Genomic DNA, 26887 nt, shown 5'->3' with positions numbered 1-26887 from the left:
AGCATAATGAAACGCAAAAAGCGATTAGTTTTAACAGCTTTAATAACCTGTTTAGGCGTATTCCTGAGTGTTGGTATTTATCTAGTAGTGCCTAAATTTTTGGCCGGTGATACGCAAGTCGCCGACTTAACGTTGAAGAGTCAGGTTAATAATCAAGATCAAACGATTCAACTAACCATCACTGATCAGAATCAAGCGGATACGAAAGTGGTCGTACCGCTGACAGACAAACTTAGCTACACCCCCACTACACAACCCCATGCGGGGGTAACCTACGATCAAGTTAATCACCAAATTGTGATCGATTGGTTAGCTAAGCACCCCAAAACAGTGAATCTAACGGTTAAAGCAGCTCAGGCGGGGACATACGTCTTCAAGGCGCAAACGACACGGAATGACACACCCGTTAATACTGCCCCTACATCGGTTACAATTACACCGGTGGAAAGTACCCCAACAAGTAGCATTCAAAGTAATAATCAAGCAACGTTATCGGAAAAAGTAGCGGTGCCTGGGCTACAAGAACCAAATACCACAAGTAGTCAGAGTTTAGCTACAAAAGAAGCAACGCAACAACAAAAGAACAGTACAAAAGACCTACCGGACCATGCGGATACAGATATTGTAACCACAGATGATTTTGATAATCAAAGATGGTTATTAGCAGTGATAAAAGTAAATGGATTTGATATTAGCCAAGGAAATGTTACGTTTGGTGATTTAAAAAAAATTACTCGAATTGACTTAAGGTATGTATCGGAGGAAGACGTAAAGGAAGGGTATATACCTAGAGGAATAGAATATCTGCCTAATGTTAAGGTCTTTGAGATGGGAATTTATACTGCAGAACCTAGAAATATTAATCTTTCTGGTACCATCCCTGCCGAAATAGGAAAATTGAAATTCTTGAAGGATTTTAAGGTTTATGGAGTGAAAAACTTTTGCGGTGGGAAGCCACTTCCAAAAGAGTTATTCGATATACCTACATTAGATACTATTGAGCTAGGAGACACTAATGTTTCAGGAGAACTTCCGGAAAATATAGGAAATGCACAAAATTTAAAAAAACTGACTTTAAATAATAATAATATAAAAGGGAGTATTCCAGAAAGTATAGGAAATTGTAAGTCACTAGAAGAATTGGATCTTTCAGACAATGATTTAGAAGGGAATATTCCAAGTTCTTATGCTAATTTACCTAACAATAATTTAGATTTGTCTAGTCTCTTTTTGTCTGGTAATCATAAAATGATGGGAATTATATCGGAAAAAGTAGCAACGAATTTTCCTATCCGTCGATACAACCTAGCCGGGACTCAACTTACAATTATAGATCCACAGTCTAGGATTATTGAGTCCAGTGACGTGTTTTTAAAAAGGCAAGTTAATAGTAGTGATAGTAATACAAAACAACTTATTAATTATATAAACCCAGTCTATAAGGATATCAATGGATGGGTTGAAATACCGTTAATTAGTGGTAGTCAAAAGATAAAGGTTTTTGATAATTTAAATGCTAACTTAGATACGACGGATAAGCATATTCTAAATTTAGGATTAGGATCAAGGACAGTAACGACCGGTGATACAACACCGCTATTATCAGGCCATACCTATCAAATAATAGATACTGCTGGGAAAACTATTTATGATGGTCCTGCGGATCCTAGCATTACATTATCACCGACAAGCAAAGATACGCAATATGTAATTCGAATGGATCATACTCAAGAAACATTAACAGATGATATGAATGAGAAGCACCAATTAATTGCGACAATTGTACTCGATATAGAAGCCAAATTGCCTAAAGTAACACAGTCTTTCCAAGCCGAAGATCCCAGTGTTGGTGCTGGTAATCAGATTAAATACGTCAAAAATAAGCCATTTAAGATGATTAGTATCTTACAAAATGATGATGCAGTTGATTTTAAGATTGGCAAAATGAATGAAAAAATTAAAGCGGTTGATAAGGATAAAGTATCAATTGATCCAGCTACTTTTGAAATGCAAAAACCAAATACAAGTAGTTGGGAAGCTATTCCGGGCAGCGACGTTCAAGAAAATGCAGATGGCTACCAGGTCAATGTTAAAGATATTGATTTAAAACCAACTGAAAAAATTAAATTACGCTATAGCGTTACTGCTAAAGAAGCTTTCACTGATACGGCGATTCTCAATCATCAAGTGTTATTGAGTAATACACAGGAACTACCAGCATTGAATAACGATATGACCATTAAAAATGGCCAACTATTATTTACTTCTGTTCCCGGTACCATGAGTTTTGCTAATAGTCAGATTGCAAACATGACGACCGAGATTAAGCGCAAATTATCTGATTGGAAGATGCAGATTGAAGATACGCGTTTAAATAAGACCGATTGGCATATTACCGCTAACCTTGTTTCCGAATTAAAGAATAGCAATGGTGACAGTCTTGGCGATAGCGTCATCTTTAAGAAGACTGGGCAACCTAATCAAGTCATTAATACGACTAATGCGGTTGATGTTTATGATGGTAAGTCTAGCACTGCAGATTATCAAGATGTGCAATGGGCTGCTGATGCAGGACCTACCTTAAGTATCGCACCCGGGTTAGCTAAATTGGGAAGCTATACTGGGACGATGCAATGGACCTTGGTTGATGCACCAGCGTAGTCTAAATCTAATTAGTAGGGAGGAATTGAGGTGTCTAAGAGTCGCTTTTTAATACCGTTGGTATTAATGCTGTTTTTCATCAGTGTTAGTACGGTTGATGTTCGTGCGGCCACTGCCACGAGTCAAGCGAACATCGGGTTTGATCGGACATATATCCCAACGACCGATCCGCCTGTGATTGAAGATGGTCAACATGAGGTACCGTCAACCGTTACACAACCTGCACCACGGTTACCACAAACGGGGGCCACTTCAGTCTGGCAGTTACAAGTTTTGGGGAGTTTACTAATAATCGGTTACTTGATAACCAAAAAAAGGAGATTTTATCATGAAGGTTAAGCACATTATTTTAACAAGTAGTTTATTATTGGCTGGGGTCACTGGCCCAGCAACCACCGCATTTTCGGCGACACCAATTCAATCAACCACTAAAGGGGACGTTAACTTTACGCAATCCGCAACGCCGTTGACGATTGATAAGGCTTCAGATATTCATTTTGGTACGCAAAGTATTTCTGCTAAGGAAGAAACCTATTCAGCAAAAATGGACAATGATGGGACTAACGATGTTGCCAATGCTGTTCAATTGACTGATATCCGAGGCACTAATGTGGGCTGGAAATTACAAGTGGCGCAAGGGAAGCAGTTAACGTCAACAGATGCCGCGGCCAAAGAATTATCGGGGGCCGAAATAACATTAGATAACATTAATATGACAACTGATGCAGATAATCAAGCTGGCGCACCAACTGGCGGGGCTAAGATTGCATTGGTCCCAGGGACAACTGCGACACCGGGTGCGGCATTTGATGTTGCTGTGGCCCAACAAGATCAAGGTATGGGGACTTGGAAAGCTAACTTTGGTGATGATAAATCAGGCGCAACAAGTATTAATTTGAAAGTTCCTGGGGCAACTGCCAAAGTAAAAGATAGTGTGTACGAAACATCATTAATCTGGACATTAGCGGATACACCTGCTTAATTCTGATATCTAAATATAGGGGAGTTATTAAATTATGAAAAAGACAATCAAATACACAACATTGACAATGGCCAGCTTATTAGCTGTGGGCTTTTTAACCGGGCAAAGCAATGCAGTTCACGCGGCTGCGCCAGTAGCAACCGATGGCGGTATCGCTCATTCAATCGGTTCTATCAAGTACGTTGTCGATAATAGTACAACGGCCCCAATTGATCCGACTAACCCAGATCTAACCAAACCAGTGACACCAACTGATCCTGGCCATGAAAATCCAAGTGCTGGGCCATTGAGTATCGATTACGTTTCGAATATTAAATTTGGGGAACAAAAAACAACCGGGACAGATGCGACTTACTACGCAAGTCTCGACAAAGTAACTGATAGTACTGGTAAAGAAGTTGAAGTACCAGATTTCGTTCAAGTAACGGATAAACGTGGGAGTAACGCTGGGTGGCATTTATCAGTCACACAGGATACACAATTTAAAAACGGTAACGATACGTTAGATGGTGCCTTAATCACAATGAAAAATGGGACGCTCTCAACGCCTAATGACGGTGATGCACCGACTGCAAGTACCGAAATTAATTTAGTACCTGGCACTGCCTCAGACGTGATTGATGCGACTGTTAATAAAGGAACGGGGACTTGGTTAGATCGTTTTGGTAAGGATAATCCGGCGGCTAAACAAAGCATCTCAATGTTTGTCCCGGGTAAGACTAAAAAAGTACAAGGTGAATATAAGACCACATTAACATGGACTTTAACCGATTCACCAGCATAAGAAAGTGAGCGTTAAACATGCAGAAAAAAGGTTTAGGGTTATTGTTGGCGGGATTAGCATTCTTAGTATTATCGGTGAAGCCCGCCGCGGCAGCCGAAATGCAGTTTTCAGTCCAGGCTGAAATTCCGAAGAATCAGGTTGATAAAACTAAGAGTTACTTTGATTTGAAGATGCAACCCGGACAAGAACAAGATTTAGTGGTTAATATGCGTAATGATACCGCCAAACCGGTCACGGTTAATGTATTGCCCAATACGGCCACTACTAACGATAACGGGATTGTTGCCTATAACGAACAAAAGAAAAATGACAAATCCTTAAAAAGACCATTTAAAGATATCGCGACCACTAATAAAGAAGTCACGGTACCCGCAAAAAGTAGCCAACCGATTAAGGTGAAGGTTAAAATGCCTAAAGCATCGTTTGATGGCACCGTTTTAGGTGGTATCTACTTCAGCGAAAAGGTGGCAGACACCAAGACTAAGAGTAGCGAATCGAGTCAAATTGTGAACCGCTACGCCTATGTAATTGGGGTTAAGTTGACGGAAACTGACAAGCAAGTTAAACCGGATTTACATTTAAAATCGGTGAAACCAAGTCAAGTGAACTACCGGAATGTGGTCAATGCTAATATTCAAAATGATCAAGCCGCGATTTTAACTGATTTGACAATTTCAGGCAAAATATATGAAAAAGGCGATTCAAAAGTGCTTTATCAAGCGAAGCGCGATAAATTACGGATGGCCCCTAATTCAAACTTTAACTTTGGGATTAGTTTGAATAGCAAGACTTTTAAACCAGGACGCTATACCTTCAAGGGTACGGCCAAGAGCGGTCAGCAACATTGGCGGTTCCAAAAAGACTTTGAAATCAAGAGCGCTGAAGCCAACAAATACAATAAGAAAGATGTGTCGATCGAACAAAATCACACAAACCTCTATCTTATTGCGGGGGCCGGCATCGTCTTGATTTTAATTATTATCATTGTGATTTTAATGCGCAAATTAAGAGACCATCAAAAAGAAGCATAGGTTTTAGGGAGCAGTAAATTATTTTGGGAGAATAATTCATGAAAACATTAAAATCAAAACTAGCAACAAGCTTGTTAATTTCAGGCATGGTACTACCAGCAATTAGTCCAGCGCTGACAACATTTGCAACCACACCAACAACTACCACTGGAGTAGCACAACCAGTTGCAATGGCTAAACCGGTTAGTACGCACGGTTATGTTGTCGAAAATACGACAACCGTTGATCTTAGCCCAGCATTGGATGGCGATTTAAAGCAAGCGCCATTACCAGATGGTTTTAGTTGGCATTTTAGTTTGAATACAGAAGGTGCTAGTTTTAGAGGGGCCATCTTTGATCCAACTGGTTCACCAACGAATGATAATTGTTTATTGTTAGGTGATTCTGGTTATATTCAGGCGGGGACGACGATTCAATATTTTGTAAAGATTGGCACAACATGGCATCTTAGACAGATGAAGTTCATTAATACTCGCCAAACGGCGGGGACGAAAGATTTCTTTTTTGATACGACTGAAATTGAAAAAGCCGCTTTAAATGGTGATTCAAATTCGATTATTCGTGATGTTGCGCCAGGGGTTAATGTGAAGGTTGCAGCTACTGCTCGCCATACTACAATTAATGTTGATCAAGTTCAGTATAGTATCATCATTCGAGGCGAAAATGTCCCTAATTATAGTTACGAAGGGATTAATAAGCATGACGGACTAGTCACAAGTCCTGCTTACTCAAATACGAAGGATACAACTTTCACATTCTCATATCTTAATGAACAAGGGAAAATGATGACTGGTGTTTTACATTTCAAAAAAGATGATATCAAACCAACGGCACAACCAGTCACGGTTAATTATGTCGATGCTAATGGACAAAAATTGGTTGATAGTGAAACCTTGACGGGCCTAATTGGTGCGAGCTATAAGACCGCCGCTAAGACCATCGCTGGGTATCACATCGTACAAACACCAAACAATGCTACAGGGATGTTCACTGATAAGGCGCAAACAGTCACCTATACGTATGCTAAGGACGCTGTGGCACCTGAGGCTAAAGTTGTAACCGTCAATTACGTTGACGAAAAGGGTCAAAAATTAGCAGCTAGTGAAACACTGACGGGTGAATTAGGCTCATCTTACAAAACAAACGCTAAAACTGTTGCGGGGTACCATTTAAGTCAAACACCAAGCAACGCTAACGGAACTTTTACCGATAAGGACCAAACAGTGATTTACACGTATGTCAAAGATGCAGTGTTACCGACAGCTAAAGCCGTGACGGTTAGGTATGTGGATGCTGACGGTCAAGAAATTGCTAAATCGGATATTTTAACTGGTCAGTTGAATAGCGCTTATCAAACCAATGCGAAAATGATTACGGGTTATCGATTAGTGAAGACACCGGCTAATGCCAAGGGTCAATATACAACGTCAGGACAAACCGTTGTTTATGAATATCAAAAAGAGACAACCACGACGGTGCCAACAACTCATGTTAAAATGACGGCGCGTTATGTGGATGAACAAGGTCATGAATTAGTTAAATCAATTACTAAGACTGGCCAACAAGGCGATCACTACAAGGCGAGTGCCGCAGCTATCAAAGGCTATCAACTAATTGCGATGCCTAAGAATGCAGCTGGTATTTTGGGGAAAGATGATATCACCATTAAGTTTGTTTATCGTAAAGTAACAACTAATCATCAAACGCCAAATCAAAACCAACAAACCCAACCCAATAATGATAAACACCAAGTTACAAAGCCTAACGATCATTCAAAAGGGCAAATTACAACTATTAAGCCCCAACCACAACCGGTTAAGAAACAATTACCAAAAACCGGGGTTGCTAATCCAGTACTGCTTTCAGTGCTGGGAACGGTATTAGCACTTAGTGCAGTTGTACTTGGTTTCTATCGGAAGCTAAGAAAGAGTCATTAAATTTGAAGCTATACTAGCTAACAAAAATACTAGTCGATAACTGATATCAGTCATTGGCTAGTATTTTTGTGTTTTTAAAGTTTAACGAGCCATTTGCGCCATAAATGGGGGTAAAGCTTGAATCATTTGAGTGGGTAAAGTGACGTATTGCTTTTGGGCGAGTTGATCTGAAATGGCGCTGTGCGTATAGACCGCAGCGCTAATAGTTTGATAATTGGTCCCGAATTGACCACAAAAAGCAGCGATAATCCCGGTTAAAGTATCACCACTACCACCGGTCGCCATTGCGGGTCCGCCAATCATGAGTTGACTGACTTGTGTTTGGTGATAAATTTCGGTGTGGTGTTTTTTTAGTACGAGCGTGGCCTTTGGATAATCAGCCAGTGCCGCTTGATTATTGGCGACAGTTTATTGTGCAATCGATAGGCCGCTTAGACGCGCCCATTCCATTTGGTGGGGTGTTAAAATCAGTTGCGCATCTGGTAGGGCGAGTTTTTCGCGGGCGATTAAGGTAAGCGCAGAACCATCGATTAAGAGCGTCTGTTCAGGACGAACAGCTTGCAAGACTTGTTTTAAAAGCAGCAATGCAAAGGCGCTTAGTCCAAGTCCTGGACCAATCACGATGACATCGGCGGCTTGAACAGTGGGTGCCCATTGGACGAAGGGTTGCCGGTAATCAATAAATATGGCTTCGGGTAAGCTGGTGTGCAGGCTAGCGAGAATGCTTAAATCGCTAGCCACGGAAACTAACCCCGCCCCGGCATAAACGGCAGCAGAGGCGCTCATAATAGCAGCACCGCCATATTGCTGACTACCGCCGATGATTAAAATACGGCCAAAATCGCCTTTGTGACTAATAGCGGGCCGAGCGACAATTACTTGGCGGGCTAACTCGTCTGTGATAATTTGCATCTGATGACCTCCTTTAGTTGCCTCTATTATAAGCGAAATAGTGTTAAAAGGGTATTGGCAGGGCTTCATAACACTGGTACAATAGTCATGTAGCAAATCGCCCGTGTGGCGGAACTGGCAGACGCGCAGCGTTCAGGTCGCTGTTTGGGTAACCGAGTACAGGTTCGAATCCTGCCACGGGCATCACGAAGTGCTTATAAGAGGCTAACCGAGTTGTTTTTAGCAACTCAGTTAGTCTCTTTTTATTGCTTAGGATGATTAGGTTGACTTTTTAAGTCTACGGTTGTAAACTAACTTTATTGAATAAATGATCGTTTCGCTGAGGCGGTTATTTTTTTGAACAATTAGTTTACAAATGTAGATATTGGAGGATATAACAATGACACAAATCGTTAAAATTACAGGGATGAAATGTGATGGTTGTACGCAAAACGTACAGGAACGCTTCTCAAAAATCGCAGGGGTTCAATCGGTTGAAGTGAGTTTAGACCAAAAACAAGCAACGCTCCAAACGGCTACTGAAATTGATCATGCGACCTTGGCAGCAGCACTTGAAGGGACACACTACACGGTCGACTAGGATTACCGGATTGAAAGGAGCAACCAGCAAATGACAACCAAAACGTTTAACATTGATGGGATGGTGTGCGCTTCTTGTGCACAAACGATTGAAGGGGCAACGCAAAAATTACCGGGCATGCAAAAAGCGGCGGTCAATTTGGCCACTGAAAAAATGCAGGTCGAATATGACGATTCCGAATTATCGGTGACCGCGATTGAAGACGCGGTGAGCGCAGCGGGTTATGGCGCAACAGAACAGATTGATCCGGAAAAAGAAGCGCAGGCGATTCAGGCCAAACGCACGGCTCATTTACAAGCGCTTTGGCGGCGTTTTTGGTTATCGGCTCTTGTGACGTTGCCGCTTTTATATTTATCGATGGGGCATATGGTTGGCTTACCGCTACCGACGTTTTGGCAACCGATGCAAGCGCCGGTTAACTTTGCGGTCACCCAACTAGTATTGACGTTACCAGTGTTATATTGGGGCCGGCAATTTTTCATTGTCGGGTTTAAGGCGTTATTCAATGGGCATCCCAATATGGATTCCTTAGTTGCGCTCGGTACTAGCGCTGCTTGGGGTTACAGCTTAATCGCCACTTTAGCGATTATCAGTGGACATGTCGATTTAGTGATGAGCCTCTATTATGAATCAGCCAGTGTTATTTTGACGTTGATTACGTTGGGTAAATATTTTGAAGCGCGTTCTAAGGGGCAGACCTCATCAGCAATCGAAAAATTGTTGAATTTAGCGCCTAAACAAGCGACGGTTTTACGCGAGGGTGTCGAAACGACGATTGATGTAGCTGAAGTGGTGGTCGGCGACGTGCTTGTGGTCCGTCCTGGCGAAAAAGTGCCGGTTGATGGGGAAGTAATCGCGGGCCATTCCGCAGTTGATGAATCGCTAATTACCGGTGAAAGTTTACCGGTTGAAAAACAAGTTGGCGATGCTGTCATTGGGGCGAGCTTAAATAAAAACGGTCATTTCCAATTTAAAGCCACTAAGATTGGCAAAGATACGGCCTTGGCGCAAATTGTCCAATTGGTCGAACAGGCGCAAGGGACTAAGGCTCCAATCGCTCGGTTAGCGGATAAGATTGCAGGCGTTTTTGTCCCAATCGTGATTGGGTTGGCCGTATTATCCGGATTAGCGTGGTTCTTTTTAGGGCAAGAATCGTGGCTCTTTGCGTTAACGATTACGATTTCAGTTTTAGTAATTGCGTGTCCATGTGCCTTAGGGCTAGCAACCCCCACGGCCATTATGGTGGGCACTGGTAAAGGGGCTGAAAATGGCGTCTTGATTAAGAGCGGTGACGCACTTGAAACGGCACAACATATTCAAACCGTTGTATTGGATAAAACGGGGACGATTACCGTTGGCCAACCAATCGTGACTGATATGGTTGTTTATCAGGGCACTGAAGATGACTTGTTACAATTGGCGGCCAGCGTAGAAGTCGGTTCGGAACACCCATTAGCGAGTGCAATCAGCCAAGCGGCCAGTGAACGTGAATTAACCTTATCAGCAATGGCCGATTTCACAGCCATTCCGGGTTACGGGCTATCCGCCCAAGTTGCGAACCAGACAATTTTATTTGGAAATCAACAATTGATGGCTGAAAATGGCGTTGTAATCGAAGTCGGTTTGAAAACGGCGCAACAATTAGCCGAACAAGGCAAGACACCGATGTACTTGGCCCAAGACGGTCAATTACAAGGGGTAATTGCGGTGGCTGATCCGGTTAAAGCAACGAGTCAAGCGGCCATCAGTCGCCTGCAAAAGATGGGGATTCAAGTCGTGATGTTGACCGGGGATAACCAAAAGACGGCTCAAGCAATTGCGCACCAAGTTGGAATCGAACAAGTGATTAGTGATGTTTTACCAGAACAAAAGGCAGCGCAAATTAAAACCTTACAAGCAACCGGCCAATTAGTGGCGATGGTTGGTGACGGGATTAATGATGCGCCGGCTTTAGCGCAAGCCGATGTTGGCTTAGCAATTGGTTCAGGGACAGATGTGGCCATTGAATCAGCCGATATTGTGTTGATGCACGATGATTTAATGGCCGTTCCAACGGCTTTCAAGTTAAGTCGAAAAACGATGCAAAATATCAAAGAGAATCTTTTCTGGGCTTTTGCCTATAATATTCTCGGGATTCCAGTCGCAATGGGGGTCCTGCACTTGTTTTGGGGACCACTTTTAAACCCAATGATTGCTGGGGCGGCGATGAGTTTTAGTTCAGTGTCAGTGTTATTAAATGCACTACGCCTAAAACGATTAAAATTAGCATAAAACCGAAAATAGCACTGACGCGTTAAATGCGTCAGTGCTATTTTTAATGAGTTAGATGTAAACGGTTGCGACGACGGACCGAAACCGTTATATTATTAAGGTAACTAAGGATAGGGGAGCGTTAAGCATGACAGTTAAATTAATTGCATCAGATATGGATCATACCTTATTAAACGAAAGTGGCCAGTTGCCACCGAATTTTGAACAAGTTGTTAAACAATTAACGGCCAAAGGCATCATTTTCACAGCGGCGAGTGGTCGGCCACTCTATACGTTGAAGCAGATGTTTGCTAAGTTAGAAAATGACATGTGCCTCGTGGGCGATAATGGCGGGGTCATCAGTTATCAAGGTGAGATTATCTTCAAGAGCTTATTGCCATTGACTGATTATCAACGGATGGTCGCTTTTGTGAATGAGAGCCAAACCGGAATCGGGATGATTTGTGGAATGGATGCCGTTTATATTGAAGAACAATACCAAGCTTTAGATGCGACATTCCGTCAATTCTATGCCGAAATCAAATACGTTCCCGATTTAACGCAAGTGAGTGTTGAAGCGGATAAATTTACGGTTTATTTCCCAGAAGCCAATAGTCGCGATTTTTACGAACAAATTTACGGGCCAACATTTGGCGCTGACTATTCAGTGGCCGTGGCTGGTGTGGAGTGGGTCGATATCATGAACAAAGGGATTGATAAAGGCCACGCGATGCGCTTTTTAGCTAATCATTTCAATATTTCAACGGCTGAAATGATGGCCTTTGGGGATACGTATAATGATAAAGAAATGCTCCAAACAGTTAAATACAGTTATTTAATGGGTAATGCGGATGATGATATGTTGCAATATGCCACCTACCGCGCGGATACTAACGAGAATTATGGCGTGTTGCAGGAGATTGAGAAATTGCTGTAAGCAACCAAGCATAAATCGCTTGTTGCTGTTCAACCGCATTTGTTTCTTGTAAAATTTCATGCGCTGTATGTGGCAAAATGCGCACCGTGGCGTTAGTGACGGTGTGCTTTTTAAATTGTGTCGTTAAATGGCGGGCGCGGCGGCCATAACCGCCGGCAGGATCGTCTTGACCACTCAGCACTAGCACTGGGCGTTCTTTTAAGGCCAGTTGCCAATCGGCGTGGCGCGTTAATTCTGTCAGTGTCAATAACATCGCAAAGCCGTTATTACTGAATACGTAGCCACAAAGGGGATGTTTTTCGTAGGCTGCCACATTGTCCTGGTTATAACTAAGCCACGAGAATGGCCGTTTGGCGTCAAAGCGTTTAGGATAAACCCCGAAAGCCAGGTTATTCAAAAGCTTACCGGGTTGTTTAGGCGCAAGAGCCCCGATTAAATTGACAAGTGGTAAAACAGGCTTGAGCACGACTGGGACGTCAATAACGCCCATAAAAATTGCGCCAGCCAGTGGGACAGTTGTTTGTTTGACATATTGAGTGGCAAGCATTGACCCCATCGAATGGCCCAACACAAATAGCGGGCATTCGGGGTATTCTTCATGGGCGATGCGCCCGATTAAAGTACAATCGTTTAAGAGTGTCTGTAAGCCATGGGGGCCAAAATAGCCGAGTTCATCGGTCGTCTGAACGGAGTGTCCTTGACCCACATGATCGTGACCAATCACGACGATGCCGCGAGCGGCTAAAAATTGAGCGAGTGCATCATAGCGTTCGATATATTCGGCCATGCCGGTTAAAAGCTGGACAACTGCAATTGGTTTTTGAGTTGGTAGCCAAGCAACCACATGGAGTTGATGCTGACGGTCGGTTGATTGTACGGTAAATTTTTTCATGTTTAAGCGCCTCCATTTATCGCTTATTTTAACAGAAACGCTGATATGATAGCAAAAAAAGAGATTGAAACAAAAATAATTTTGGTTTCAATCTCTTTTTTAATGATGACACATTCTTTTAGCTTAAACGTGTTCTATCAGTCATATCCTTGCGGTTAATCCTCGGGACAACTCCGACTGATGACACACTCTTTTAAAGTTGAACGTCCTGATTGATGCGTTTAGCGCGTGAGAAGTATTTTGAATAGAAGCGACTGATAATACCCCAATAATAGAAGATGAGGGCTAAGGCGCTAATCAAGACGAAATCAAGTGGATAAGGAATCACGTTGATACCATTGAACTCACGGCTACCAAGGAAGGAAATTAATGATAACAAGGCTAAATAAATAATTAACCAGAGACTGCCTTTGAATTGGGACCAGGTATTTTCCCAATGAATTCGATATTCATAGTAGAAATAAAATGGTAGGCCAAGCATAATCACGCCGATGACCTTGATTGTGGTGGGCCACATTGCCCAGTAAGTCGCAAGACTAGCGAGGACAAAGGATAACGGCGCCATCACTTTCATCCATGGTGAATGGACGGGGCGATTCATATCCGGGGCCATTTTCCGAAGTGACATCACGGTTACCGGACCGGTCAAGTAAGCAATCAGAGTCGCCGTCGAAATAACGCTGGCAAGCGTGCCCCAGCTTCTGAAGACGGAAACTAACAACATGCTGACTACGGCGTTGATCGCCATGGCGACTCTGGGGATATTATATTGGTGGTTCATCTTACCGACAATCGGTGGCATATGTTTATTTTGCTTCAAGGCCGCCAGTGTGCGGGCACAGGATGCAACAAATGAAACGCCGGTCCCAAATGGCGAGATAAAAGCATCTAAGTATAATAGGACAGCGAGCCAGTGAATCCCTAATAAAATTGCTAAATCGGCAAATGGTGATTGGAAATTCAAACCATGCCAGCCGGTTTTAGCGATTAAAGCGGGAGAAACAGCCCCGATAAAGGTGATTTGAAGTAATAAGTAGATGACGATACTAATACCAAGTGAAATAGCGATCCCGCGACCAATATTGCGTTTAGAATCCCGAATTTCGCTCCCAACATTAATGACCGTTTGGAAGGCATTGTAGGAAAAAATAATCCCGGAAATCGAGGTTGCCGCAAAAATTTTAGCGGAACCATACGGCATAAAGGTTGCTACCGAATGGCCGAAGTTTTCAGCATGGAACCCAGTTGAAACTAACATAATAATTGTCAGTAATGGAATTGCTAATTTAAAAATGGCGATGAAACTCGTGAAACGGGTCAAGAATTTAACTGACCAGAAATTTAAAAGGGTAAAGACAATGATAAAAGCAAAAACGACTAATAAACCGCGGGTTGAAATCTCATTATGATGCATGAAACGGTTTGTCCAGTTGGCCCAAGACCAGGGCCACGAACTCATGTATTGAACAGCGGCGACAGCCTCAATGGGGATAATCGTGACTAACGACACCCAGTTGGACCATGACGCGATAAAACCTAATAATGAGCCATGACTGTATTGCGCATAATGGCTCATGCCACCACTTTCAGGAAACATGGTCCCCAGTTCGACGTAGTTAAAGGCAATCGCCCCAATCACAATCGCGCCGACAATCCATGAAATAATGGCAGCCGGTCCTGCGACAGTGGTTGCTTCCCAAGCACCAAATAGCCACCCGGAACCGATGATTGAGCTCAGTCCTAACATGACTAAGCTGAATAAACTCATTTTGTTCTTTTCTAGCATAAAGACCTCCTGTGTATGGTGTGCTATTATAGCAACCATCAAAGTGGTATACAAATGAATTTTAGCAACGAAAATAGGCGCCAGTAGTGTCCTTAATAGTGTGATGGCGGTTACAAAAAAAGTTGGTATTAAATTTTAAACACTAAAAAAGAAGAGTGTGTCATCAGTCGGGGATATTCTGAGGATTAACAGAGGGAGGTGAATGGTGACTGGAAGTCACCGTTTACCTCTCGGCGTTAAACGCAGGAATATGACTGATAGAACACGTTTAGACATTAAAAAAATCATAAGCACTAAAAAAGACATCACACAAAATAGTTTCTGCGTGATGTCTAGGTTTAATTTATAGTTAAGTTAGTGATTGTGGTGAATTGCGTCACTTTGTTTGAACATCTTAATCTTACGATCATTCCAGAAAGTTTCAGACATATCACGATAAAAGATGGCAGTCTGACAGCTCGGACAGCGTTTGATACCGTAATCAATACAGGCTTGGCACGCTGGACAATGAAAAGCCGATGATTCCGAAAGTTCTTGCGATGTTTCTTGAGAATCTTTCATCAATAGGACTCCAATCTTTGAGTTGTTAGCTTTAGTATACAGTATTGATAGGGTACCTGTTAAGTCATTGCATCATTTTTTCAAAAAAATATTCACAAATCTAGGAGATTATGCTACAATAAATGAGTAATGCGAGTGTAGTTTAGTGGTAAAACTCAAGCTTCCCAAGCTTGCGTCGCGGGTCCGATTCCCGTCACTCGCTTCATGGATAACAGTTGAATAAATATTGAAGAAGTTAGACCAAGATGGTCTGGCTTCTTTTTTTGTCCAAATAAACTGCAAGATGATATAATAATGCAATCTTGAAGAGCTGATTTTTATAAAATGACAGCGCGTCATTTTTAAGACTTTAGACTGATTGTTTGTTAAGGTCGGTTTGGTAAAGTAGTTTTATGAGCAAAGCCCCGCGGCATGATGCTGGGGGTACTATAAGTAGTAGGAGCGTAGTCAATTGACATTATTAGAGATCAAAGATATTCATAAGTCCTATCATGTGAATAAAGAAGCGTTTAAAGTTTTAAAAGGCATCAATCTTAAATTTGATCGGGGCGAATTTGTGTCGATCCTAGGGGAATCTGGTGGCGGTAAATCGACGTTATTGAACATTATTGGTGGTTTGGATCATCAATATGAAGGTGAATTAATTGTTGATGGCGAATCACTGAAGAATGCTTCTGAAAAGAAGTTCGATGCTTATCGTAGTCAGACAATTGGCTTCATTTTCCAGAGTTTTAATTTAATCAGTCACTTAACCAACTTAGAAAATGTCATGGTGCCACTTGAAATGACCGCTTTATCGCATAAAGAACGGGTTGCAAAGGCAACCGTCTTATTAGAACAAGTTGGCCTAAAGGAACATATCAATAAGCATCCAAACCAACTATCGGGGGGCCAAAAACAACGGGTCGCTATCGCGCGTGCATTAGCTGCCGATCCTGATGTGATCATTGCCGATGAACCAACCGGTGCCTTGGATAGTCAAAATACTGCTGAAATCTTGGCGATTTTACAAAAAATTGCCGAAGATGGGAAACTCGTTATTGCCGTGACGCATTCGCAGGCTGTTGCGGATTACGGGACACGTGTTGTCCACATGGTTGATGGGCAAATTGATTATGATAAGCGCCTCAAGGATGCTTATCCAGCACCAGCAGAATCCTCACCTAAGAAAAATAGTCCGTTGAGTTTCATGTCAGCTTTTAAAATGGCGATGCAACATATGCGCTATGACATTAAACGGAACTTGTTAATCATTTTTGGTGCCTCCATCGGGATTTTCTCAGTGATTTTAATGTTGGGCTTAGGCCAAGGGGTAACCGGCTACATCAATGATCAGGTATCATCCCAAGTGAACCCCAATACGATTCAAGTGGCTCGTAACGTGAGCCAAAAGCAAATCGAAAATGGCGACCAAGGGAATTTAGCTAATAAAGATATTAAACGCTTTGACAAGATTAAAGACGTGACAAAGGTTGAAAAGGGCTACTATACCAATGGGGTCCAAGTTCACTATCAAAAGAAGAGTGAAACAATCCAATTGTTCCAAACTTTTAACAAGACGGAACGGATTCAAGATATTAAAACTGGGACAAAACCAGGCACCAACGAAGTTCTTTTAACCAAAGCAACTGCCAAAAAATTAGATAAGAAAAATTACAAGAAGATGGTTGGTCGGACAGTAACGATATACGTCAATGCGATTAGCAAGGATCAACGCCCCGTTCAAATGCGTCAAGATGTGAAGGTTTCAGGGATTATCAATTCCGGGACTGAAGCCATTACTTATGGCACTTTAGAGAAGATGTATCAAGCCCAAAACTTAGATTTAGCACCTAACTTTGCCGCTGTTACGGTGAATAAGACGCAAAACGTCAAAGCGGTTCAAAATAAAATCAAAGCTTACGACAGTAAGGTAAATGGTAAAACGCAAAAAGATTACCAAATTACCGGTGTTGGTGCAATCTTAGATTCAATCAATACGTACCTCATGCTAGCCTTCTACGTCTTAGCTGGGATTGCAGGGATTTCATTATTAGTTTCAGCAATCATGATTATCGTCGTCCTTTACATCAGTGTTTCAGAACGGACGAAAGAAATCGGTATTTTACGGGCCATCGGTGCACGTAAAAAGGATATTCGCCACCTATTCGTATCAGAAGCATTCTTAATCGGTCTTTTCTCAAGTGTTCTAGGGGCTTTAATTGCCTGGGGTGGTCAAGCATTGGTTAACGTGGTTGCGCAACCATTGACGCACATGCCGATTGTGGCAATTACCAGTGGTTATGTGATTTTTGGGATTGTCATTAGTGTGGTGATTAGTTTACTCGCAGCACTTGCCCCATCACGCAAAGCCGCTAAATTAGACCCAATCGAAGCCTTAGCAGCTGAATAATTGGGGTTGAAATGTCAACGGGACTTCTATATACTAGGAGTCAAGTTAGAACAGTCAAAAGAATAGTGTTAGCAGCGATTAATAGCGAGTCCGGGGTTGGTGGAAGCCGGATAATCAAGCTGATGCGGCGCACTTTTGGTTGAACAATTGCATACTATTGAGTGGATCGATTGATCAATCAGAGTGGTACCGCGGGAATTCTCGTCTCTTTCATTTATTTGGAAGGGACTTTTTTTGTTCGAAAATTTAAGGAGGCTATTAACATGGATTTTAAACAACAAGTTGTCACAGCATTAACTAGCGTTTTAGGCGACAGTTTACCAGCAGACAAGGTCGCACAACTCATCGAAACACCTAAGACATCAGATTTGGGTGATTATGCATTCCCAACATTCATCTTAGCGAAAACATTACGGAAGGCACCACAACAAATCGCCCAAGATTTAGTCGATCAAATGGACGTTGCTGGCTTTGAAAAAGTCGTTGCCAACGGCCCTTACATCAACTTCTTCTTAGACAAAGCTGCTTTTAGTGACCAAATCTTGAAGACCGTTTTAACAGAAGCTGCTAAATACGGTGAAAGTGATTTAGGTCATGGTGGTAACGTGCCAATCGATATGTCATCACCTAACATCGCTAAACCAATTTCAATGGGGCATTTACGTTCAACTGTTATCGGGAACTCAATTGCTAAGATTTTGACGAAAGTTGGATTCAACCCAATCAAAATCAATCACTTGGGCGACTGGGGCACACAATTCGGTAAATTAATCGTGGCCTACAAAAAATGGGGGAGTGAAGAAGAAGTCAAAGAAGACCCGATCACAAACCTTTTAAAATATTACGTTAAGTTCCATCAAGAAGACGTTGAACATCCAGAACTAGACGACGAAGCGCGTGCATGGTTCCGGAAGTTAGAAGCCGGGGATGAAGAAGCAACACAACTCTGGTCATGGTTCAGAAGTGAATCATTGAAGGAATTCCAAAAGATTTATGACATGTTGGGTGTCGAATTCGATTCATATAACGGCGAAGCTTTCTATAACGATAAGATGGATGCCGTGGTAGAAGCAATCGAATCAAAAGGCTTACTACAAGAAAGTCGCGGTGCTGAAATCGTTGACTTAACAGCTTATAACTTAAACCCTGCTTTGATTAAAAAATCAGATGGTGCCACACTTTATATGACACGTGATTTGGCAGCTGCAATGTACCGTCATGACACTTATAACTTTGTACAATCATTGTACGTCGTGGGTGGCGAACAACGGGAACATTTCAACCAATTGAAGGCTGTTTTAAAAGAAATGGGTAACGACTGGTCAGACGAAATCCATCACATTCCATTTGGTTTAATCACACAAGGTGGTAAGAAATTATCAACTCGTAGTGGTCGTGTGATTCTGTTAGAAGAAGTTTTAAACGATGCTGTTAAATTAGCTGGCGCTCAAATTGAAGCGAAGAACCCAGATTTACCTAACCGTGAAGAAGTTGCTAAACAAGTTGGGATTGGCGCTGTTATCTTCCACGATTTGAAGAATGATCGTTTAGACAACTTCGACTTTGACTTAGAAGAAGTGGTTCGTTTTGAAGGTGAAACAGGTCCTTACGTGCAATATACAAATGCACGTGCGCAAAGTATCTTGAGAAAAGCTAACCAAGAAGTCGTTGTCGACGATCAATTAGTGGTTGCTGACGATAACGCTTGGGACGTCTTGAAGATGTTAAGCAACTTCCCAGCAGTGATTGCACGCGCAAGCAAAGAATATGAACCATCAATCGTCGCTAAATACGCATTACGTTTAGCAAAAGCATTTAACAAATACTATGCTAACTCTAAGATTTTGGCAGACGACGACCAAAGAAACGCTCGTCTATCATTAGTGAAGAGTGTCAGCATCGTCTTAGAAACAGCCCTAGACCTATTAGGCGTCCAAGCACCAAAAGAAATGTAAAGTGCGTCATTAACGGGTAGCTTTTGAGCACTTGCCTAGTGTCGTGAATGAGCGGCTTCAGCCGATTATTTGCGATACGTAGCAAAGCGCAAAAAGCTGTTAATGAAAGCACGTTTCAAAATCACCAGCAACCGGGTGTTGGTGATTAAAGAGGGCCAGACAAATTAATTTTGTCTGGCCCTCTTTTTGGATACACCACACGCGACTTTTCCTTCATAATTCGCTATAGTTATGGTGAACTTTTCAAAAGGGGGATTTTGGGATGGCACTTGTATTAAAGCGGCAGATTAAGGGGATTCCGGTATTAGAAGTTGTTGAAGAAACCATGCGCCACCAGCCATTACCGTTAGTCATTTATTATCATGGTTGGCGTTCAGCTAAGGAACTAGTCCTGACACAGGCGCGTAAATTAGCGCAAGCTGGGATGCGCGTCGTATTACCAGACGCGCTTAATCATGGTGAACGGCTGCAGCCAGTATCAGAAATTCCGTCATGGACTTTTTGGCAGAGCATTCAGACTAATCTCGCGGAATTTAGTTTAATCGTCGATTATTGGCAGCAACTGCACCTGATTAAAGCCGATTTAATTGGTGTGGGTGGTGTTTCCATGGGTGGCATGACCACGGCGGCTTTATTGACGAAACAGCCAGAAATTAAAGTAGCGGCTTGTATTATGGGCTCGCCAGCCCCTTTGACCTATGCACGCTTGGTCCGCGATAATGTTCGGCAGCACGGCTTACAACAACCGGCTGATCTGGGCTTGTTGACGAGTTGGCTAACAGCCTATGATTTAACGCAACAACCGAATGCACTCGCGAATCGCCCCGTTTTATTTTGGCATGGTACCGAGGATGAACGGATCCCCTACAACCAAATGGCTGATTTTGAACGACAAATAAAAGGGCAACCGTATGCGCAAAACGTGACGTTTATGACGGGGCAAGGAGAGCGCCATTTAGTGCAACCCGCCTTAATGACGACGATTACCGACTTTTTTGCAACGCATTTAAAAATAAAATCTGAATAACAAAAAGACGCTCATCAAAACGAATAATTTTGGTGAGCGTCTTTTTTTTGGTTGACTTCGAGAGTGTACTACGTATAATAGTACACTGTAATACAGTGATTGATTTAAAGGAGGCGCCAAGGCGATGATGATTGATAAAACAAGCGCTAAACCGTACTACGAACAGATTATTTTATTGATTAAGGAACAAGTCCTTCAGGGAATTTTAAAACCGGGTGAACAAATTCCATCGGTTCGAGAAATGGCGCGGCAATTAATGATGAACCCGAACACGGTAAGCAAGGCCTATAAATTGTTAGAAGTGCAAGGCATTATAGTGACGGTTAAAGGCCGGGGCACTTACATCGCTGAACACCAAGCGACCGACCGGGATAATGTTAAAATCGCCCAACTGAAGGCGCAATTACAAGAACTCGTTTTAGAAGCTGTTTATTTAAACGTTTCAGAGGCTGAGATGCGTGAATGGTTAACCGCACAATTTGAAAGGGGTCCAAAAGATGCTGACAATTAACAAGTTACATAAACGAATTGATCAAAAATCAATTCTAGAAGAGATTAGTTTTGAACAAGAACCGGGGGAAATCTTGGGATTGGTCGGCCGCAACGGTGCCGGTAAGTCGACATTGCTAAAAAGTATCGCCGGTCATTATTTATTGGATGGTGGTCAGATTTTGATTGATCAAGTTTCAATCGATGAAGATCGTCGCTTGCGGACCCAAATTTTTTATTTAGACGAAGATCACTTATTTTTCAAAAATTTGACGTTATTACAGATTGGCCGCTTTTACCAACAAGCCTACCCGCAGTTTGATGAAAATCAGCTGACTACTTTATTAGCGCAGTATCGCTTACCACTCAAACAAAATTATCGGCAATTATCAAAAGGGATGCGGGGCTTATTCAATATTATTTTAGCTATCAGTAGTCATGCACGGTACATTTTGTTGGATGAACCATTCGATGGCTTAGACGTCATTATTCGTAAAAATGTGATTCGGCTATTGCTCGATCAAGTTGGTGAACAACAATTTTCACTGCTGATTACATCACATAATCTAGCAGAATTAGAACCCTTGATTGACCGGACACTGATTTTAAAGGAGCGGACAATTAGTCACGATTATCGCTTAGAAACACTCCGCCAAACAGCACGGAAGTTGCAACTGGTATTAAAAACCAACGAGATTCCAGCACTAGTAAAAGAAAAAGGGCGGTTATTAAATGTTTCAGGGCGCGTGATGGTTGTTTATTTCCCAGACTATACAGATGTACTTGCACAGGAGTTGGCTGCACTGGACCCTGTTTTATGCGAGGCACTACCGATTACATTGGAAGATGTTTTCGAAGCAAACTTAATTAACGAACAAGACTATCAAGTCTTCGTTTAGAAGTGGAGGCAGTAAAAATGCAAAAACAGTTAATGAAAATCATGCAATTACGCTATTGGAAATACTTGATCGGTTTGTTTGTGATGATTGTTGGGCTGCAAGGGATGAGAAGTATGACTGTTGTTGATAGATGGCAATCATCGGATCAATACTATCATTCGGAACAGTTTATTAAAGATTTTAAGCAACATCCAAAGTCATATTTACAAGAAGATCGTAAAGGCCATCCCAAAAAACAATCATTAGAGGCTTATAGATTAGAAGCTAATCCAGTTTTTGAACAGACTTACGAGTCAGGATTTATGATTTATTCACCAACGATGATCGTGCTAATAATGATTGTTTTTGGTGCAGGGCTCTTAACATTTGCCAATGATCGACGGACTAATTTTGATACGTTCTTGTTTAGTTTAGAGAGTTCGCGGCGACGGCTATACTGGACGAAATTGGGCTATGGAATCGGAACATTATTAAGTAGTCTGTTGATAGGAGATGTTATCTACTATGCAATTCTGAAGTTAAAAATTGGCGCGCCATACGTTCAGCTAAATATCCCAACGCTAATCCAACGTGAGATTGGCAGCCTTGTTTTAATGTTAGGGATTTTTACAATCGGTTGTTTAATTGGATTACTAATTGGTAAGTTACCAACGTTATTAATTGGTAGTTTTGGTTTTATTTGTTCACTCTCTTTCGCTATTCCTAGTATGAGTGACACGCGACGTTTTGTAATGAGTCGAGGAAGTGAACAGTATGGTGTTAACCCTGATAGTAATGGCGGGTTACTCACTAAGTTATTAACAATGGGTGATGGGCAATACCGGTTGTATCGTAACCAACAACAAATTGGGTTAATCATTGGTTTGTTCGTAGTAACTTGTCTATTGTTATGGGGTGGCGCTTGGATTTATAAACGCTTATCACTTGAAAATAAGAACCAACTGGTCCAAATTGCTGGTTTTAAAAAGCCGCTGGTTGTTATCGGTACATTATATTTGGCGTGGTTGTTTGGGATGAATGGTATTTTCAGTCGCCAACCTTATGAACTATTAGCCAACCATGAAAAAATAGTCTTACTGTGGGTCATCTTACGTAATATTGTCATTATCGGGATTATCGGTTGGCTTTATACAGAGCGACCATGGCAACGATTTAAAAATAGAAGATTAAGTTAATAAAAAACGGGAGTGTGCCATAAGTCGGGCATGTCCTGAGGATTAACACAGAATGGCGAATGATTGCTGCAAGCAATCGTTTGACATTCAGGGTTAACCGGAAGGATATGACTTATAGAACACGTTTATACCATCAATATTCGGATATCGAAAAAGAAGCTGAAGACAAAATTACTTTTGTCTCAGCTCCTTTTTTGGTTGTGATTAGAGTTGATAACGTGCGCTTAAAGGCAACTTCCTGTGCTTAGCTACGTATCGCAAACAATCGACTGAAGTCGCTTATTCACGACACTAGGCTAATGCTCGGAACGTAATCGGCTTTATATAGCACTCAGATGGTAACGTGCTTTTCATAGCATACGCCTGCGTTTAGCTACACAAGTCAAACAATTGGTTGCACCAATTATTCGCCTTGTTAGGCTAATCCTCGGAGTATAAACGCTATGAAAACCACTTCTATGCTTTTTGTCTTCTTGCGATTGCTGGTAAGATCATACCTAGCGCAATGAAGATGATTGGTGTGATGATGTTTAAGCTTAATTGGAACCACCATGTTGAAGGGTTAGCAGCGTATGAAAGCTTAGGAATCATGCCCATCAAACAAGCAAAGGCGGTGAAGAAGAAACACCAACTACCGACGATTAAGCCGATTTTAGGGTTCTTAGTAAAGTGATATTCTGACGTGAATTTTTTAAGTTGTTTATTTAAGAGGATATAAGCTAAGAATACCCAGAGGTAACGAAGTGGCATGACAACTGAGTTTAAGTTTAATAACCAGTTGTAAAGTTCGTTCATGTTACCAATCCCTAAGGCAGGCACGATAATCAAGAGACCAACGAGGACCCCAGTTAACATATAACCTTTAGTTGGGGTGCCTTTTTTGTTGAGTTTTGAAAGGCCTTTAGGAATGAAGTTGCTATCGGCATCACCCAATAAAATTTTGAGTGGGGCATCAATTGAGAAGGCTAAAGCTGACACTTGTGCGAGCGTATTTGCTAAGGCATAAAGAATAACGAAGAGTGGCCCAACGTGGTAGAAAACACCAAGACGGCGGAAGGCTTCATAAGCACCATTAGCCATTAAATCAGTTGGGATATGGTTTGAATCAAATAACATACCCATCCCAAATGAGCCTAGGATGGCACAAAAGGCCACCATGCCGGCTAAGACTAACATCCCTTTAGGGAATTCTTTAGCGGCATTTTTAGTATTGTTAACGTAAGGTGAAATCTTTTCAGCACCACCAACCGCGAATACTAACATTGAAATGGTTGTGAAATAGTTAACATCGAACTTAGGAATGTACGTTTTGATATTACCCATGTCTGGTGTGGCAATGTGGGCGCCTTTTGTCATAAAAGGCGCTGAAACTGCGAGAATGATGAAGAGAATTGACATGACAAACATGGCCGTCCCGGCAATACTCCCAATCCGGTTCAAGGTTGCGATTCCGCGCGATGATAACCATAAGAAGAGTAAGAAAAGGGCCAAACAGATGACCGAAACGGCCATTGATGAAATCGTGTTGACAAAGTTCCCGTTACCCTTGAAAAGCCAACTGAGCGCAATCAGAATCCCTTGTGGCTTTTGCGCAAGATAAGGGATGTGAACCACCCAGTAAGTCCAAGCGGCGTAGTAAGCAAGCCGCTTAGTACTTGTCGCTTTGATCCAGGAAGAAACACCACCGTTAGCATCTTTAAAAGTAGAACCTAATTGACCAACGATTAATGCGTAAGGAACGAAATATAAGAGCATGATTAAAATCCAAGACGTAATAACGGAGAGGCCTTGTTGTGCGTAGTTATTAACCACATTACCAAGACCCCAAACCGCTACAAAGGCAATAAGTGCAACATTATACCAACGGAGCTGTTTCGATTTAGATTGCATATGTGCAACCTCCTTTTATGAGTATACTTTGAATATAATCGAAATTTAATCAAATGGCAATCCTAAATTAAGGTATTTGTGAAAAAAATCGTTTAAGCAGTTCCGGGATTTATAGCTTATAATAAGATAAAGAAAAGTCACAGGAGGATGAACACTATTGGAAAACGGACGAATTAGACGTGCCAGCCGCTTCAATAAAACCCGCTTTATTTTTATTTTGAAGGGATTATTAGTTGGTGGTGTAACAGGCTTAGTAGTCAGTCTTTTTCGACTAGCAATTGAAAAGGGATTAGCGTTAACGATTAGGCTTTATCAAAGTTTGCAGACCCACCCGCTTAACTGGTTGTGGTTAATCGGCACGAATATCGTGATTGGTTTAATAGTCGCTCAATTTTTGAAAAAAGAACCTAATATCAGTGGTTCGGGGATTCCCCAAGTGGAAGGGCAGCTAGAAGGTGAATTTGAACTAGCTTGGTGGTCGATTCTTTGGCGGAAATTTGTTGGTGGTATTTTAAGTATTGCCCCAGGATTATTTCTAGGACGGGAAGGCCCCTCAATTCAATTAGGGGCAGCAGTCGGTCAAGGCGTTGCGGACCGCTTAGATGATCATGGTGCTGACCGCCGCATTTTAATTGCCGGTGGAGCGGCGGCTGGTTTATCGGCTGCCTTTAATGCACCAATTGCTGGGACCTTTTTCGTGTTGGAGGAAATCTATCATAATTTTTCCCCACTTGTCTGGTTAACCGCATTGACCAGTGCAATTGGGGCGAACTTCATTTCATTAAATTTCTTCGGGTTAACACCGACGTTGCATATTACGTATACGCACAACTTACCGATTAATCAGTACTGGCACTTGGTTCTCTTAGGGATTGTGCTTGGGTTGTTAGGCTATGTTTATCAAAAAACGTTGCTTTGGCTACCGCAGTTTTACAAGCGCTTGCCAGTGCCTAAATATTATTGGGGTTTATTGCCATTAGTCCTTGTATTGCCCATCGGTTATCTGTGGCCAACAGTCTTAGGTGGGGGGAACGGTTTGATCACACAATTAGGGCAACAAGTGCCAACTTTAGCAACCGTGGCATTGTTACTCGTTTTGCGATTTGTTTTCTCAATGATTTCGTATGGTTCTGGCTTGCCGGGTGGCATTTTCTTGCCTATCTTATCGTTAGGGGCATTAATTGGGGCCGTCTATGGCTTGGTAATGGTTCAACTGGGCTGGTTAGCACCGGTTTATGTGCCCAACTTGATTATTTTTGCGATGGGTGGTTACTTTGCCGGCATTGGTAAAGCACCTTTTACGGCGATTTTACTGGTGACCGAAATGGTCGGGACCCTCACCCATCTGATGCCACTGGCCATTTTATCGTTAGTCGCGTATGTCGTGGTTGATTTGATGGGCGGGGCACCGATTTACGCATCATTGTTACAACGCCTGGTCGGTCAACCTAAGCAGGATATGGCGCAATTTAAAGATCGTCTAGAAGTGCCAATTTTTGCGGGGGCACCATTGGAAGATCATCAAGTCCGCGATGTTGCTTGGCCGGAGACTTGTTTGTTAATTGCCGTGCGCCGTGGCGAAGCGGAATTGATTCCGCATGGTGATACACTAATTCGCGCGGGCGATACCCTGGTGATTTTAACCGATCATCACTTGCGAGCAACCGTGCGCCGACAGATTGAAGCCGCCGCTCAAACCTTAAAAAAAGCGGATGAGAATCTCGTGAAATAATTGATAAAAAAGTGG

General features: G+C 42.2%; 18 protein-coding genes, 2 tRNA genes and 2 pseudogenes. 17 read left to right on the top strand and 5 right to left on the bottom strand.

What is annotated here, in order from left to right:
- The first annotated feature begins 6 nt into the window (after positions 1-6).
- From C0213_07870 to C0213_07845, 6 genes are read left to right on the top strand one after another with little or no spacing between them, the layout of a single operon-like run.
- Positions 7-2661, top strand: a complete 2655-nt coding sequence (locus tag C0213_07870) for a hypothetical protein (GenBank protein ID AUX12335.1) — start codon at positions 7-9, stop codon at positions 2659-2661.
- A 30-nt stretch (positions 2662-2691) separates the two neighbouring features.
- Positions 2692-3000, top strand: a complete 309-nt coding sequence (locus C0213_07865; GenBank protein ID AUX12334.1) for a hypothetical protein — start codon at positions 2692-2694, stop codon at positions 2998-3000.
- Positions 2990-3643: a WxL domain-containing protein gene (locus tag C0213_07860; GenBank protein AUX12333.1), complete on the top strand. Its 654-nt coding sequence runs from the start codon at positions 2990-2992 to the stop codon at positions 3641-3643. The genes C0213_07865 and C0213_07860 overlap by 11 nt, the downstream gene beginning before the upstream one ends.
- Positions 3644-3677: 34 nt before the next feature.
- Positions 3678-4427, top strand: a complete 750-nt coding sequence (locus C0213_07855; protein ID AUX12332.1) for a WxL domain-containing protein — start codon at positions 3678-3680, stop codon at positions 4425-4427.
- A 17-nt stretch (positions 4428-4444) separates the two neighbouring features.
- Entirely contained in the window at positions 4445-5458 is a 1014-nt protein-coding gene (locus C0213_07850; GenBank protein AUX12331.1) for a cell surface protein, read from the top strand.
- Between the two features lie 38 nt (positions 5459-5496).
- Complete coding sequence (locus C0213_07845) at positions 5497-7395, top strand: hypothetical protein (GenBank protein ID AUX12330.1); 1899 nt, start codon at positions 5497-5499, stop codon at positions 7393-7395.
- Positions 7396-7476: 81 nt separating this feature from the next.
- Here the strand turns inward: C0213_07845 and C0213_07840 are convergent.
- Positions 7477-8307, bottom strand: a pseudogene (locus C0213_07840) (NAD(P)H-hydrate dehydratase).
- 99 nt (positions 8308-8406) lie between these two features.
- On the opposite strand from C0213_07840, the gene C0213_07835 reads away from it, so the two are divergent.
- The 3 genes and pseudogenes from C0213_07835 to C0213_07825 all read left to right on the top strand — a co-directional run bounded on the left by C0213_07835 (position 8407) and on the right by C0213_07825 (position 12074).
- A tRNA-Leu gene (locus tag C0213_07835) sits at positions 8407-8493 on the top strand.
- Positions 8494-8686: 193 nt separating this feature from the next.
- A pseudogene (locus C0213_07830) lies at positions 8687-11158 on the top strand (copper-translocating P-type ATPase).
- A 127-nt stretch (positions 11159-11285) separates the two neighbouring features.
- Entirely contained in the window at positions 11286-12074 is a 789-nt protein-coding gene (locus C0213_07825; protein AUX12329.1) for an HAD family hydrolase, read from the top strand.
- On the opposite strand, the gene C0213_07820 is transcribed toward C0213_07825, so the two are convergent.
- From C0213_07820 to C0213_07810, 3 genes are all read right to left on the bottom strand, one after another.
- Entirely contained in the window at positions 12028-12966 is a 939-nt protein-coding gene (locus tag C0213_07820) for an alpha/beta hydrolase (protein AUX12328.1), read from the bottom strand. The genes C0213_07825 and C0213_07820 overlap by 47 nt on opposite strands.
- A 193-nt stretch (positions 12967-13159) precedes the next feature.
- The gene (locus C0213_07815; GenBank protein ID AUX12327.1) at positions 13160-14752 is read right to left on the bottom strand and encodes an amino acid:proton symporter; all 1593 of its coding nucleotides are present in this window, start codon (positions 14750-14752) and stop codon (positions 13160-13162) included.
- A 354-nt stretch (positions 14753-15106) separates the two neighbouring features.
- Entirely contained in the window at positions 15107-15313 is a 207-nt protein-coding gene (locus C0213_07810) for a hypothetical protein (GenBank protein ID AUX12326.1), read from the bottom strand.
- Positions 15314-15444: 131 nt separating this feature from the next.
- Here C0213_07810 and C0213_07805 point away from each other — a divergent pair.
- The 7 genes from C0213_07805 (at position 15445) to C0213_07775 (ending at position 23250) form a co-directional block, all read left to right on the top strand.
- A tRNA-Gly gene (locus tag C0213_07805) sits at positions 15445-15518 on the top strand.
- A gap of 246 nt (positions 15519-15764) precedes the next feature.
- Entirely contained in the window at positions 15765-17705 is a 1941-nt protein-coding gene (locus C0213_07800; protein AUX12325.1) for an ABC transporter ATP-binding protein, read from the top strand.
- Positions 17706-17968: 263 nt separating this feature from the next.
- The gene (locus C0213_07795) at positions 17969-19660 is read left to right on the top strand and encodes an arginine--tRNA ligase (GenBank protein ID AUX12324.1); all 1692 of its coding nucleotides are present in this window, start codon (positions 17969-17971) and stop codon (positions 19658-19660) included.
- A 262-nt stretch (positions 19661-19922) separates the two neighbouring features.
- Positions 19923-20687, top strand: a complete 765-nt coding sequence (locus tag C0213_07790) for an esterase (GenBank protein ID AUX12323.1) — start codon at positions 19923-19925, stop codon at positions 20685-20687.
- A gap of 124 nt (positions 20688-20811) precedes the next feature.
- The gene (locus C0213_07785; GenBank protein AUX12322.1) at positions 20812-21198 is read left to right on the top strand and encodes a GntR family transcriptional regulator; all 387 of its coding nucleotides are present in this window, start codon (positions 20812-20814) and stop codon (positions 21196-21198) included.
- The gene (locus tag C0213_07780) at positions 21188-22075 is read left to right on the top strand and encodes a multidrug ABC transporter (GenBank protein AUX12831.1); all 888 of its coding nucleotides are present in this window, start codon (positions 21188-21190) and stop codon (positions 22073-22075) included. Before C0213_07785 ends, C0213_07780 begins: the two co-directional genes overlap by 11 nt.
- A gap of 17 nt (positions 22076-22092) precedes the next feature.
- Complete coding sequence (locus C0213_07775) at positions 22093-23250, top strand: hypothetical protein (GenBank protein ID AUX12321.1); 1158 nt, start codon at positions 22093-22095, stop codon at positions 23248-23250.
- A gap of 456 nt (positions 23251-23706) precedes the next feature.
- Here the strand turns inward: C0213_07775 and C0213_07770 are convergent, their stop codons facing one another.
- Positions 23707-25140 carry an amino acid permease gene (locus C0213_07770; GenBank protein ID AUX12320.1) on the bottom strand — a complete coding sequence of 478 codons (1434 nt, stop codon included), beginning with the start codon at positions 25138-25140 and terminating at the stop codon, positions 23707-23709.
- A gap of 157 nt (positions 25141-25297) precedes the next feature.
- Between C0213_07770 and C0213_07765 the strand changes: the two genes are divergently transcribed.
- The gene (locus C0213_07765) at positions 25298-26872 is read left to right on the top strand and encodes a ClC family H(+)/Cl(-) exchange transporter (protein ID AUX12319.1); all 1575 of its coding nucleotides are present in this window, start codon (positions 25298-25300) and stop codon (positions 26870-26872) included.
- Positions 26873-26887: the final 15 nt, after the last annotated feature.

This window comes from Latilactobacillus sakei (assembly GCA_002953655.1).
GTDB lineage: Bacteria > Bacillota > Bacilli > Lactobacillales > Lactobacillaceae > Latilactobacillus > Latilactobacillus sakei_A.
Note: the sequence above shows the minus strand (reverse complement) of the source record. Positions and strands in the feature narration are given on the sequence as shown.